Raw genomic sequence first — 12929 nt, 5'->3', positions numbered from 1 at the left:
GGTGACGAGGCTGCGTCGAGGCATCTTCTGCACAGAAGACTTGACGGCCCTTGAACCGGCGGTTGTCCCCGACGGGAGGTTCGATGTCCGGAAGTAACCGAAAGACGGTGCTGATCACCTTCGGCCGGTCGTTTCTGTCATTGCACCTGGCCCGCTTGATGGCCGCCGCCGGACACGATGTGCTGATCACGGACTCGGTGCCGTTTCCCATCACGAGGTTCTCTTCGGCGGTCAAGAAGACGTTCCGCACACCGCGGCCGAGACACGAGCCGGTCGAGTGGACACGGGCCCTCGCGCGGATCACCCGCGAGGAGCGCGTAGACCTCGTCGTGCCGATCCACGAGGGCACCGAGATCCTGGCAAACACGATCAAGCGATTCCCCGACCTGTTCGACGAGAGCTGCATGTTGTTCTTTGCCGACTTTGGCCTCGGGGCCAGGCTGGAGAACAAATACGAATTCCAGGCCATGCTCCGGTCGCTGGGCATACCCACCCTCGACTTCAAGTTGGTGCGCAACCAACAGGAGCTCGAGGCGTTGGATTTCGACAAGCCGTTCGCGCTCAAGCCCGTCTATTCGCGCGGATCACAGGACATCCACAAGGTGACGCCGGGGCAGCTCCCCCGCGACGTGAACTTCGACGCAGGGAATCCGTGGATCGCGCAGGAGTGGGCAGACGGCGCCCTGTATTGCTCGTATTCCGTTTGTCACGAGGGTCAGGTGAAGGCCCGCGCCGTCTATCCGGTGCGCTACGCGATCGACGGCACCTCGGCCCTGACATTCGAATCCGTGCGGCACGACGGCATCACCGCGTGGGTGCACGACTGCGTCAAGGCGCTCGGGATCACCGGGCAGGCCGCGTTCGATTTCATCGAGGTGCCCGGACGGGGCCTGTTTGCTGTCGAATGCAATCCGCGGGCGACCAGCGGAATCCTGTTGTTCGATCCGCAAACCGGGGTCGACCGGGCTTTCTTCGGCGTCAACGACGACGTCATCGTCCCCGAGCCCGGCGCGCGCAAGATGCTGGAGCCCGGCATGCTGATGTACGGGTGGCGCAGGTCGTCCCTGCGGGGCAACACCTTCCGCGGGTTCGTGCGCGACTACCTACAAACCGACGGCGTCATCTTCACCCGCCGTGATCCCGCCCCCGGCCTGGCATTGCCCATCGCCATGGCAAACATCCTCGCCGAGGCCGCCCGCTATCGCGTCAACATTCCCGAGGCGTTCATGCACGATCACGAGTGGGACGGGGCGACGACCGACGAGGATCGCGCGAGCGAATGACCTGCGGGCGCTTGCGATTCGCGGCGAGACGCGGCGATCAACCGTCGCGGTGCGCGCGGCAGAACCCGGTGATGCGGGCGACGCTGTCCCCGGGCCCGGTGAAGATGCCGCCGTGACCGGCGCCCGGAATCGCCACGAACTCGGCCGCGGGGATGAACCGAGCCGCCTCCGCACACAGCGCCGGGGGGAAGAACAGATCGTATTCGAACGCCAGGGCCAGCGTGGGCACATCGATCGCGCCGAGCCGATCCCGCGTCGGCTCGCCGGCGGAGATCCATTGTTGCGACGCCGTCAGTTGCCCCGTGAAGCCGTCGGGTCCCGCCCACGCGCTTTCATAGCCGGCCGAGAGCGCCTGCTGCCAACCCCGCACGGTCGCCGGATCCTGCAACATCGGGAGGTGAAGGGTGGTCAACAACTGCTCCACCACCAGCACCTCGCGCGGCACCTCGCCGTAGCGCTCGATCAGTGCGAGCTCCATCTCTCCGACCATCGCCCCCACCGGCGAGGGCTGAAGCCCGGCGAACAAAACGAGCGCACCCACCAAATCGGGCCGGTTGCGCAGCATCATCTGCGCGGTGTAACAGCCCATCGAGTAACCGACGATGATGGCCTGCCGCACCTGGAAATGGTCGAGAATGGCTGCGGCGTCGGCAGCCAAGTCGGCCACCGAATACGGCGCCGGCGGCGCGGAGGACGGTGCCAGCCCGCGCGCGTCGTACGCGATCACCTGAAACCCCGCGTCGACGAGCGACTGGGGAAGTCCGCAGATGTCCCAGGTCATGCTCGGCATGCCCAGCCCGCCGACAAGGAGAACGGTGGCGCCCTCGCCGACTCGTTGCACCGAAAGCGCGACGCCGGGTTCGACGGCGACGAACTCGGTGGTTCGGTCCAGCATCTGCCTCCCACAGCCTCGGCATCGACAAGCCGATGACTACCCAGACGGCCGGACGACAAACGGGAGCTGCCCGCGAACCGCTGCAGCTTCTGGGCGCGCGGTGGGTACGACGGACGCACCCCGGGTAATTCTCCCAACAGATGAATAGCCGAATCGGATGGCCGGCGCCTTCGTTGACGAACTGAAGGAAGGGGCACCCGTGTCATTGCTCGATGTCGCGTTGTCGCCGTTGCGCACCGCGCTGCGCGTTGCCGGCGGCAACACGGACGAGGTGCGCGCGGACGCACCCGAACCGGGCCTCGTCGTCGAGGAGGGCATGCCGGAGGGCGTGCCGCCCGCCGCGCTGCGACCGGAACCGCGGTTGCCCGCGCCGGCCGGCTGGCCGTTCGGCGAGGATTTTCCCCGCACCTGCGGGACCGGCCGATTGGCCGGCGGCGCATTCTTCTGGACCGACTTCGTGTACGACGACCACGGTGCGGCCGGCACCAGGGTCAAAATGCCCGAGGGACGGGTGGTTCCGCCTAAGGGGACATACATCTACCCGGATGGGCCTGCCGCCGGCAACGGCGCCGACATCTTCCGCATCGCGATCGGGCTCACCGAAACCGACACGTGGTGGCGGATCGACTGGAACACGTTGATAGACCCCTCGGTACCGCTCGGGTTGTTCGCGTTCGACACCGGTCGCGATAGCGCCGCCTGCACGCAGTGGCCCGCCGGGGCCGGTCTTCGGTCCACGGGGATCGATTCGGCGCTTCTCCTCAGTGGCGCGGGGGCGAAGCTCATGGACCTGTCGACGCAGACCGCCACTCCGGTCCCCCACACGGTCGACATACAATCGCGGTCATTCCTGGCGCGGATACCGCGCGCGCTCGTCGAACCGACCGGGACCTGGACGGTGCGCATGGTGGCCGGTCTGGCGAACGGGTCGGGTGACGGCTTCGCCGACGTTCCGCGCGAGCACGGGGCGCAGTCCGGTCAACCCAACGTGTACAACGTCGCCTTCCGCAGGTGCGACCAAGAGGCCGCCTACCACAACTTCTTCTCGGAACGGGCGCAGGCGGCGGCGCTGGCGGATGGCGACATCTCGCAGTTCTCGGTGAACGTGTCCTGGTCCGACCTTGCCGCTGGCATGACCACCGACGAGCCCGTCGTGACCGGCACGTCGACCCGGTGGTACGTGTCCTCGATCGAACTGGGCCAGGGACTGGCTCAGACCGGTTTACTCGCCACCGAACCGCAGTTCCTCGGCCGGGTGCAACCGTATTCGGTGTGCCTGCCCAAGTCTTTCGCGCCCGGGAAATCGCTGCCCCTGACGCTGCTGCTGCACTCGATCGCGATGGGCCAGAACCAGTTCGCGGCGGTCAATCACCGCCTGCTCGACCAGATGTGCGACAAGCGGGACGCGGTGATCGCGAGTCCGCTGGGTCGCGGCCCGGCGTGTTGGTACTTCGACGAGGGCGAGCTCGACGTGTGGGAGGTCTGGGCGCGAGTCGCCGAACAGCTCGGCACCGACCCGAACCGGACGGTCATCGTGGGTTATTCGATGGGCGGCTACGCGGCGTATCGGCTGGGGCTGACGTATCCCGCCGTCTTCTCGCAAGCCGTCGTCCTGGCCGGTTCGCCGACCTGCGGTATCCGGCTACTGCCCGGCGTCGCCGTGCCCGCTGACGTGAACCCCGATTCGCACTGCGCATGCGAGGGCGAAACCTGGCCGCTGTTGCGCAACGCCCGATGGCTTCCGCTGGTGATCGCCCATGGTCTGCTCGACGAATTCGTGCCGTTTTTCGCCGTCGCCCAGCAGCTGCTCAAGCTTCACCGGCTCGGTTACCGCTACCACTTCACCCTGTACCCGATCGAAGACCACGTGGCGATGGCGGTGCAGGGCAAGTTCGCGGATTCGGTGGCCCAGATGTCGACCCGGCCGCGCAAGGCCGATCCCGGCCGGATCAGCTTCAGCTGGTACCCCCAGCTCGAGCGGGCGGACCTGGGCCTTGGGCCGCAACGGAATTGGTGGATATCGGGGTTGGCCGCCACCCCGGAAATCGCGTCGCGCCGGGGCGCTGTCGCCACCGTGGAGGCGCGCTCGCTGGCCCGCCCCGACCGCCCGCACCGGGTACGGAGACGCGGCGGATTAGTGCTCAGTTTCCGACCCATGCCCGGCACATACGCGGAGCAGACGTGGCGGCGGGGACGGGCGCCCCGGGCGCGGCCGCACATGACGCTGGAGCTCACGGGCGTCGCGAGGCTGACCGTCGACATCGCCCGGGCCGGACTTGCCGCACTGCCCCGTTCCACCATCACCATCACAACCGACGGCGCCGCCGAGGTCACGCTGGAAGGGGTGCCGCCCTCGACGGAGGTGCGCTGCGACGGCGAACGAGCCGGGCGAACCATCACCGTCGCCGAAGGCCGGCATCACGTCCGCCTGAGGGGATAACACCGGGCCGAGGAGGCCGCGGTTACTTGTTCCGGACGCGGCGGTTGTGCTTCTTGATCGCGTCGACCAACTCCGCCTTGTTCATCGTGGACCGGCCCCGGACGTCGAGCCGTCGGGCGACGTCAATCAGGTGCTTCTTGCTCGCGTTTGCGTCCACCCCCTCGGCGGTGGGCCCGGACGCTCGCGGACCGCCGCTCTTGGCGCGCTCGTCCGACGGGCCCTTCTCCTCCTTGGGCTCCCAATGGTCGCCGACCTTTTCGAAACTGTGCTTGACGGCGGAATACGCCACCCGGTGGGCGCGCTCTTCGCTGCCGTATTCGTCGGCGGCCGCATCGTGCGCCTTCGCAAACGTGCGTTGCGCTTTGGCGTTGGAACGCCGCAAAGTGCTGGGCAACTCGTCCTTCTTCGGCTTGCCGCTTTTCGTCGTCTTGGGCATCGAAACCTCCTGATCCTGCGGCCGACGTACTACCGCTGCCGGTTACCCCTTTGCCGGGGCGGCAATCAGAGTTTGTCCCAAGTGGGCGCCCGGGCGACCGCAATATGTCAATATGATTGACATGGTTCAGGCCGAAGACGCCCCACTGGGTTACCTGCTCTACCGGGTGGCGAGCCTGCTGCGGCCGGAGGTTTCCGCCGTGCTGGGCCCGCTGGGCCTGACGCTGCCCGAATTCGTCTGCCTGCGGATGCTTTCCATGTTCCCGGGGATGTCGAGCGCCGAACTGTCCCGGCAGGCCGGCGTCACACCGCAAGCGATGAACACGGTGCTGCGCAAGCTGGAAGACATTGGCGCCGTGGCACGTCCGACATCGGTGTCGAGCGGTCGCGCGCTGCCCGCCACGCTGACCGGTCAGGGCCGCGCCCTGCTGAAGCGGGCCGAGGGCGCCGTGCGAACCGCCGATGCCCGGATCCTGGCCAAGCTGACCGACACTCAGCAGCGCGATTTCAAGCGGATGCTCGACAAGCTGGGGTCCGACTGACGGCGACTAGGTGTTGTGGATCCGGGCCCAAGGCCGGGCCTCTTCGAGCTCGTAAGCCAGCTCGAGCAGGAGCGCCTCCTGGCCGAGGTCGGCGGAGAGCATCATGCCCACGGGCATGCCTTCGGCGGACTGCGCCAACGGAAGCGAGATGGCGGGCTCGCCGGTGACGTTCTGCAGCGGGGTGAACGAGACCCAGTCGATCAGCCGATCGAGCACTTGCCGGTAGTCGGTGGGCGCCAGATACCCGATGCGCGGTGTCTCGTCGGCCACCGTCGGTGTGAGCACCGCATCGTAGGTGCCGAAGAACCGCGCGGTGCGCCTGCGTATCCGGCGCAGCCGCATGATGGCCAACGGCAGCCGGTGGATGTTGCGCGCCGTGTGCCGTTCCAGTCCGAGTGTCAGGCTGTCCAGCCGGGTGCGGTCGAACGTCTTGCCGAACATGTGCCGGCCGCCGCGCACCTGGGCCAGCGCGAGGAAGCCCCAATACAGGACGAAATCGTCGACGAAGCTGGCCGGCACCGGGGGCTCCTCGACGTGTTCGACGCGGTGGCCCAGCTCCTCCAGCAGCCCCGCCGATTTCAGCGTCAGCTCCCGCACCTGCGGGCTGCTCTCCCGTTGGACCGAGCGGGTCACCACGGCGATCCGCAACCGTTGCCTGCCGGGACCGGTGACGTCGCCGATGGGCGCCAGCCGGTGGTTACGCCAGATGCGCTCGGCCTCCCGGTAGAACGCCGCGGTGTCGCGCACCGAACGGGTCAGCACGCCGTTGGCGACGATGCCCACCGGCATCCGGCGCAGCGTCGGGTCCAGCGGCAACCGCCCGCGCGACGGCTTGAGCCCGACCAGCCCGTTGCAGGCGGCCGGGATGCGGATGGAGCCGCCGCCGTCGTTCGCGTGGGCGATTGGCACCACGCCGGCGGCGACGAACGCGCCCGAGCCCGACGACGAGGCGCCCGCGGTGTAGTCGGTGTTCCACGGGTTGCGCACCGGCCCCAGGCGTGGGTGTTCGGCGGACGCGCTGAACCCGAACTCCGAGAGCTGCGTCTTGCCGATCGACGTCAGGCCGGTGGCCAGGTACACGCGCGCGAACTCGCTGTCGGCGGGCGCGTCGAACGGCGTCCACGCGTCGCTGCCGTGCATCGACGGTTGGCCCGCGACGTCGACGTTGTCCTTGACGAACGTCGGGACGCCGTCGAAGAAACCGGTCGCCGCGCCGCCGGCGGTGCGGGCCTGCTGAAAGGCCGCGTACGCCAGGCCGTTCAGGACCGGATCGACGGCCTCGGTGCGGGCGATCGCCGCCTCGATGACCTCCGCCCTGCTGACCCAGCCGGCCTGTATCGCGTGGGCGAGGCCGACGGCGTCCAGATCACCGAGGGCGTCGTCGCCGAACGCATGCACGTGTCGCATGTATCGACGCTAGCCCGCCCCCGTGCGGGGCTCAGGCCTGGCCCACCTCGAAGCGCACGAATCGCGTCACCGTCACGCCGGCCTCGTCGAGCAGGGCCTTGACCGTCTTCTTGCTGTCGGACACCGACGGCTGCTCGAGCAGCACCGCGTCCTTGAAGAATCCGTTCAGCCGGCCTTCGACGATCTTGGGCAGCGCCTGCTCCGGCTTCCCCTCCGCCTTGGCCGTTTCCTCGGCGATGCGGCGCTCGCTGGCCACCACGTCCTCGGGAACGTCCTCGCGGGACAGGTAGCGCGCCTTGAGCGCGGCGATCTGCAGCGCGACGGAGTGCGCGGCCTCGGAGTCCGAACCCTCGTACTCGACCAGCACACCGACGGCCGGCGGCAGGTCCGCCGCGCGCTTGTGCAGGTAGGCCTCGACGGTGCCGCCGAAGTAGGCGACGCGGCGCAGCTCGAGCTTCTCGCCGATCTTGGCCGACAGGTCCGCGATGGCCTGCTCGACGGTCTTGCCACCGGCGCTGGCGGCCTTGAGCGCGTCGAGGTCGGTGGCCTGGGCGTTGAGCGCGGCGTCGACGATCTGGTCGGCCAGGGCCTGGAATTCGGCGTTCTTGGCGACGAAGTCCGTCTCGGAGTTGAGCTCGATCAGCGCGCCGCCCTTGGCCGCGACCAGTCCCTCGGCCGTGGCGCGCTCGGCGCGCTTGCCGACGTCCTTGGCGCCCTTGATGCGGAGCGCCTCGACGGCCTTGTCGAAGTCGCCGTCGCTCTCGGCCAGCGCGTTCTTGCAATCCAGCATGCCGGCGCCGGTGAGCTCCCGAAGCTTCTTGACGTCGGCGGCGGTGAAGTTGGCCATATCAGCCTTCCGTGGGTGTGGGTTCGGGTGCGCCCGCAGCTGCGTCGGTGGGGGCGCTGGCGGCGGCGGAGGCCAGCAGTTCCTGTTCCCATTCGGGCAGCGGCTCGGCGGCCTCGGCCTCGGGCTTGCCGTCGCCGCGGCCGACCCCGGCGCGGGCCTGCAGGCCCTCGGCGACCGCGGAGGCGATCACCTTGGTCAGCAGCGCGGCCGAACGGATCGCGTCGTCGTTGCCCGGGATCGGGTAGTCGACCTCGTCGGGGTCGCAGTTGGTGTCCAGGATCGCGATGACCGGGATGCCGAGCTTGCGGGCCTCGCCGACGGCGATGTGCTCCTTGTTGGTGTCGACGACCCAGATCGCCGACGGCACCTTGGCCATGTCGCGGATACCGCCGAGGCTGCGCTCGAGCTTGTTCTTCTCGCGGGTCAGCATCAGGATTTCCTTCTTGGTGCGACCCTCGAAGCCGCCGGTCTGCTCCATCGCCTCGAGCTCCTTGAGGCGCTGCAGCCGCTTGTGCACCGTGGAGAAGTTGGTGAGCATGCCGCCCAGCCAGCGCTGGTTCACGTACGGCATACCGACGCGGGTCGCCTCGGCCGCGACCGATTCCTGCGCCTGCTTCTTGGTGCCGACGAACAGCACCGAGCCCCCGTGGGCGACGGTCTCCTTGACGAACTCGTACGCCTTGTCGATGAAGGTCAGCGTCTGCTGCAGGTCGATGATGTAGATGCCGTTGCGGTCGGTGAAGATGAACCGCTTCATCTTGGGGTTCCAGCGACGGGTCTGGTGCCCGAAGTGGGTGCCGCTGTCGAGCAGCTGCTTCATGGTTACTACGGCCATGCTTATGCCTTTGTGTGTCGGTTGTCGCCCGGCATCGGGTGAAGCCGGGCCCTGGCGCCTGCTGCGATGCCGGACCCAGTTAAGGGACCGCCCGGCACGCGATGCGAACTCCTAGTGGAACGGGAGACGCGGGGCGGACGCGCGAAGTCAGCCCGCGAACGAGCTGCGACCAGGAGTTTACACCGTCTCAGCAGGTGCTTTTTCCACAGCGCTGAGTGGCGGGGTCGCGCGGGCCCGGCTGTACTCGCCACGTGCGGCGGGCGATGCTCCTGATCCTGGCACTGCTGGGTGCCGCGCCGGCGCGGGCCGACGACGTGCGGCTGGAGTGGCCGCTGCGCCCGCCCCCGGCCATCGCCCGCGGATTCGACGCCCCCTCACCCGACTGGCATCCCGGCCATCGGGGCGTGGACCTGCGCGGCTCCCCAGGTCAGCCGGTCTATGCCCCGGGCGACGCGACCGTGGTGTTCGCCGGGGAGCTGGCCGGGCGGCCGGTGGTGTCGCTGGCCCATCCCGGCGGTCTGCGCACGAGCTACGAGCCGGTGCGGGCCGCGGTGCGCGTGGGTCAGCCGGTGACGGCCCGGACCGTGATCGGCTCGCTGGAGGCCGGGCATGCCGGCTGTCGGGCCTCGGGAGCAGGAGGGGCGTGCCTGCACTGGGGCGCGATGTGGGGTCCCGCGTCGGGCGCCCACTATGTGGATCCGCTCGGCCTGGTGAAGTCGACTCCGATCCGGCTCAAGCCGCTTCACGAATGAGTGTGCGTTCAGGGCTTTGCGCGTGCGTGCAGGGCGGGAGTTTCGCGGATTGCTCGCCGTGAGCGCACGCCCAAGGCCGTGAGCGCACTTACGCCCGCGGGTGGGCCTGCTCGTGCACCGCCCGCAACCGGGAGACGGCCACATGGGTGTACAGCTGGGTGGTCGCCAGGCTGGAATGGCCGAGCAGCTCCTGCACGACCCGCAGGTCGGCCCCGCCTTCCAGCAGATGCGTCGCCGCGCTGTGCCGCAGCCCGTGCGGCCCCATGTCGGGCGCGCCGTCCACCGCCGACACCGTCTGGTGCACGACGGTGCGGGCCTGCCGGACGTCGAGCCGCCGCCCGCGCGCGCCCAGCAGCAGCGCCGGGCCCGACTCCGCGGTCACCAGGGCCGGGCGTCCGTCGTCGAGCCAGGCGCGCAGCGCGTCGGCGGCCGGCATCCCGAACGGCACGGTGCGCTGCTTGTTGCCCTTGCCGAGCACCCGCACCAGCCGGTGTCCGGTGTCCACGTCGTCGACATCCAGGCCGCACAGTTCGCTCACCCGGATGCCCGTGGCATACAGCATCTCGACGATCAGCCGGTCCCGCAACGCCATCGGATCGCCCTGCTGCGCACCGGATTTCGCGGCGGCCATCGCGTCGAGCGCCTGGTCTTGGCGCAGCACCGCCGGCAGGGTGCGGTGCGCCTTCGGCACCTGCAGCCGGGCGCCCGGGTCCGCGGCCAGCAGGCCACGCCGCGCCGCCCACGCGGTGAAGGCCTTGACCGCCGAGGTGCGACGGGCCAAGGTCGTGCGGGCCGCGCCGGCCGCGGCCCCGGCCGACAACCAGGACCGCAGCAGGGGCAGGCTCAAACCGTCCAGCCCGGCGCCGCGGTCGGCGAGGAACGTCAGCAGTGAGCGCAGGTCGCCGAGGTAGGCCCGACGGGTGTGCGCCGAGCGGCCGCATTGCAGCGCCAGGTATTCGTCGAACTCCTCGAGGATGGCCTCCACGCCTGAAACGTTCGCAGCCGCCGCGGGTTCGGCTCAGTCGACGCGCCGGAGTGTGTCCGGGGTGAGATCTTTCAGTGTCGGATAGCCGTCGACGGCCATGATCAGGTCCGCCTCCGCGAGCAGCGAACGCAGCACATGCACGACGCCGTCGGTGCCGCCGAGCGCGAGGCCGTACGCGTAGGGACGGCCGACACCCACCGCGGTCGCGCCCAGCGCGAGCGCCTTGACGATGTCGGCGCCGCCGCGGATCCCGGAGTCGAACAGCACCGGCAGCCCGTCGGCCGCCTCGACCACCCCCGGCAGGCAGTCGAGCGCGGGCAGGCCGCCGTTGGCCTGGCGCCCGCCGTGCGTCGAGCAGTAGATGCCGTCGACGCCGCCGTCCTTCGCGCGCCGAGCGTCGTCGGGATGGCAGACGCCCTTGACGATGAGCGGCAGCTTGGTCAGCGACCGCAGCCAGGGCAGGTCGTCCCAGGTCAACGGGTTGCCGAAGGTCGTGACCCACTGCAGCACAGTGGCCTGCGGGTCCTCCTCGGGCGGGCGCGGCAGGCCGGCGCGAAAGACCGGGTCGCTGGTGTAGTTGCTCAGGCACAGCCCCCGCAACTGCGGAAAGTTCGCCGTGCTGAGGTCCCGCGGACGCCACCCGGGAATCCAGGTGTCCAGGGTGACGATGATGGCCTTATAGCCGGCGGCCTCGGCCCGCTGCACCAGGCTCGCGGCGAGCTCGCGGTTCTTCGGCGTGTACAGCTGGAAAAAGCCCGGGGTGTCGCCGAACTGGGCGGCGACGTCTTCCAGTGGGTCGGCGGTCAGGGTGGAGACGACCATCGGGACACCGGTGGCCGCCGCGGCGCGCGCGGTGGCCAGGTCGCCGTGGCCGTCTTGGGCGCAGATGCCGATCACGCCGATCGGGGCCATGAACATCGGCGACGGCAGCGTCATCCCGAACAGCTCGACCGACAGGTCACGCTCGGCGGCGCCGACGAACATCCGCGGCATCAAGCCCCAGCGGTCGAACGCCTCACGATTGGCCCGTTGGGTGCGCTCGTCGCCGGCGCCACCGGTGACGTAGGACCACACCGACGGCGACATCGCCCGCTCGGCCCGGGCCTCCAGCTCCGCGAAAGCCATCGGCAGCGCGGGCGCGACCCCACCCAGACCCTTGAAGTAGATCTCGTTCTGGTAGTCCCCGAAATGCGCCATGGAACTAGAGGATGCCAGCCGCCCGCCCGGCCCACGAACCGGCTACGACGGCCCGGCCTCGGCCTCGGCGAGTTCCCTCTTCCACTGCCGGAACGTCTCTTCGGTGCGGCCGCGCCGCCAGTAGCCCGAGATGGACGACGCCCACTTGGCGTCCACTTCACGCTCCTTGCGGATATAGGGCCGCAGGTTGTGCATGACGCTTTGCGCCTCGCCGTGAATGAAGACGTGCACCTGCCCGGGCAGCCACGGCGTGGTGGTGACCGCCTCGATCAGCGGGGCGTGGTCGCCGGCACGGTCCTCGGGGACCAGGTCGGCGCGGCCCCCGCGGTAAACCCAGTGCACCTCGACGCCTTCCGGCGCGGTCAGCGGGATCTCGTCTTCCTGGCCCGCCACCTCGATGAACGCCTTGCCGACGGCATCGGGGGGCAGCGCTTCCAGGGCCGCGGCGATGGCGGGAAGCGCGGATTCGTCGCCGGCCAGCAGGTGCCAGTCGGCGGCAGGGTCGGGCCTGTAGGCACCGCCGGGGCCCATCAGGAAGATCCGCTCGCCGGGCTCGGCCGCCGCGGCCCACTGGCCCGCGATCCCGTGCTCGCCGTGCACGACGATGTTCAGCGTGATTTCGCCGGCCGCCGCGTCGACGCGGCGGACGGTCATCGTCCGGACCGACGGCCTCTTCTCCGGCGGCAGGCCGGCGAAACTGTCCAGGGTCAACGGCTGGGGCAGGCCCGCGACGTCGACGTCGTCCGCGACGAACACCAACTTGACGTAGGAGTCGGTGAATTCGCTGGGCGCGAACGCGTCGAAATCCGTGCCCCTCAGCACCACCGCGACCATGTGCGGTGTGAGTTCCTTGGTATCGACAACTTCGAAGCGTTGCAGAGGTCGACCCGCCACGTGTCCTCCTGTCCCCACCCGACCCCCGTCGACTATACGAGGCGCGGGGTCGCTGCCGGTTGGCCGGCGACGGCCCGGACAAGCCGCCACCTGCCCTCCTGGCGCTGCACCAAGCCGGCCAGCTCGAGGATCGCCAGCGGCCCCAACACCCGCTCGGGCGCCAGGCCCGACGCGACCGCGAGCTGCTCGACGGTGGCCGCGCCGCGGCCGGGCAGCGCCTCATACACCCGGCGCTCGGCGTCGCCGAGCCCGTCGAGTGCTGTGGCCGGGCGGGGTTCTTCGACCGCCAGCTCGCCGATGCGGCCGATGAGCTCGACGACGTGGTCGGCCCGGGTCACGAGCTCGGCGCCGTTGCGCAGCAGCGCGTGGCAGCCGGCCGACGCGGACGACGTCACGGGCCCGGGCACCGCGGCCACC

The 12929-nt window shown here is 69.6% G+C and carries 12 protein-coding genes and 1 pseudogene; 4 read left to right on the top strand and 9 right to left on the bottom strand.

Annotation, left to right across the window (positions count from 1 at the left end; translation table 11 throughout):
- The first annotated feature begins 83 nt into the window (after nucleotides 1-83).
- Nucleotides 84-1283 (top strand): ATP-grasp domain-containing protein, encoded by a 1200-nt coding sequence (locus HMPREF0591_RS24590; RefSeq protein ID WP_007171409.1) that lies wholly within the window; start codon nucleotides 84-86, stop codon nucleotides 1281-1283.
- A gap of 37 nt (nucleotides 1284-1320) precedes the next feature.
- On the opposite strand, the gene HMPREF0591_RS24585 is transcribed toward HMPREF0591_RS24590, so the two are convergent.
- Nucleotides 1321-2178: an alpha/beta fold hydrolase gene (locus tag HMPREF0591_RS24585; protein WP_007171408.1), complete on the bottom strand. Its 858-nt coding sequence runs from the start codon at nucleotides 2176-2178 to the stop codon at nucleotides 1321-1323.
- 157 nt (nucleotides 2179-2335) lie between these two features.
- On the opposite strand from HMPREF0591_RS24585, the gene HMPREF0591_RS24580 reads away from it, so the two are divergent.
- Nucleotides 2336-4618: an alpha/beta hydrolase-fold protein gene (locus HMPREF0591_RS24580; RefSeq protein WP_007171407.1), complete on the top strand. Its 2283-nt coding sequence runs from the start codon at nucleotides 2336-2338 to the stop codon at nucleotides 4616-4618.
- 22 nt (nucleotides 4619-4640) lie between these two features.
- Here the strand turns inward: HMPREF0591_RS24580 and HMPREF0591_RS24575 are convergent, their stop codons facing one another.
- Nucleotides 4641-5054, bottom strand: coding sequence for a ChaB family protein (locus HMPREF0591_RS24575; RefSeq protein ID WP_007171406.1), 414 nt, complete (start codon nucleotides 5052-5054; stop codon nucleotides 4641-4643).
- Nucleotides 5055-5175: 121 nt separating this feature from the next.
- Between HMPREF0591_RS24575 and HMPREF0591_RS24570 the strand changes: the two genes are divergently transcribed.
- A complete protein-coding gene (locus HMPREF0591_RS24570; protein WP_040623857.1) occupies nucleotides 5176-5595 on the top strand; it encodes a MarR family winged helix-turn-helix transcriptional regulator in 420 nt (139 codons plus the stop codon).
- Nucleotides 5596-5601: 6 nt separating this feature from the next.
- On the opposite strand, the gene HMPREF0591_RS24565 is transcribed toward HMPREF0591_RS24570, so the two are convergent.
- From HMPREF0591_RS24565 to rpsB, 3 genes are read right to left on the bottom strand one after another with little or no spacing between them, the layout of a single operon-like run.
- Nucleotides 5602-7002, bottom strand: coding sequence for an amidase (locus tag HMPREF0591_RS24565; RefSeq protein WP_007171404.1), 1401 nt, complete (start codon nucleotides 7000-7002; stop codon nucleotides 5602-5604).
- A gap of 31 nt (nucleotides 7003-7033) precedes the next feature.
- Entirely contained in the window at nucleotides 7034-7849 is an 816-nt protein-coding gene (tsf, locus tag HMPREF0591_RS24560; RefSeq protein ID WP_007171403.1) for a translation elongation factor Ts, read from the bottom strand.
- A gap of 1 nt (nucleotide 7850) precedes the next feature.
- Nucleotides 7851-8684, bottom strand: coding sequence for a 30S ribosomal protein S2 (gene rpsB / locus HMPREF0591_RS24555; RefSeq protein WP_007171402.1), 834 nt, complete (start codon nucleotides 8682-8684; stop codon nucleotides 7851-7853).
- 263 nt (nucleotides 8685-8947) lie between these two features.
- Between rpsB and HMPREF0591_RS24550 the strand changes: the two are divergent.
- A pseudogene (locus HMPREF0591_RS24550) lies at nucleotides 8948-9427 on the top strand (M23 family metallopeptidase); the annotation flags it as partial.
- A gap of 97 nt (nucleotides 9428-9524) precedes the next feature.
- Here HMPREF0591_RS24550 and HMPREF0591_RS24545 read toward each other — a convergent pair.
- The 4 genes from HMPREF0591_RS24545 to HMPREF0591_RS24530 all read right to left on the bottom strand — a co-directional run.
- A complete protein-coding gene (locus HMPREF0591_RS24545; RefSeq protein WP_007171400.1) occupies nucleotides 9525-10421 on the bottom strand; it encodes a tyrosine recombinase XerC in 897 nt (298 codons plus the stop codon).
- Between the two features lie 33 nt (nucleotides 10422-10454).
- Nucleotides 10455-11618: a lactate 2-monooxygenase gene (locus HMPREF0591_RS24540; protein WP_007171399.1), complete on the bottom strand. Its 1164-nt coding sequence runs from the start codon at nucleotides 11616-11618 to the stop codon at nucleotides 10455-10457.
- A 42-nt stretch (nucleotides 11619-11660) separates the two neighbouring features.
- Nucleotides 11661-12512, bottom strand: coding sequence for a siderophore-interacting protein (locus tag HMPREF0591_RS24535; RefSeq protein WP_007171398.1), 852 nt, complete (start codon nucleotides 12510-12512; stop codon nucleotides 11661-11663).
- 32 nt (nucleotides 12513-12544) lie between these two features.
- On the bottom strand, nucleotides 12545-12929 hold a 385-nt coding region (locus HMPREF0591_RS24530), incomplete at its 5' end, for a DprA-like winged helix domain-containing protein (protein WP_040623856.1).

The organism is Mycobacterium parascrofulaceum ATCC BAA-614 (genome assembly GCF_000164135.1).
GTDB lineage: Bacteria > Actinomycetota > Actinomycetes > Mycobacteriales > Mycobacteriaceae > Mycobacterium > Mycobacterium parascrofulaceum.
Note: the sequence above shows the minus strand (reverse complement) of the source record. Positions and strands in the feature narration are given on the sequence as shown.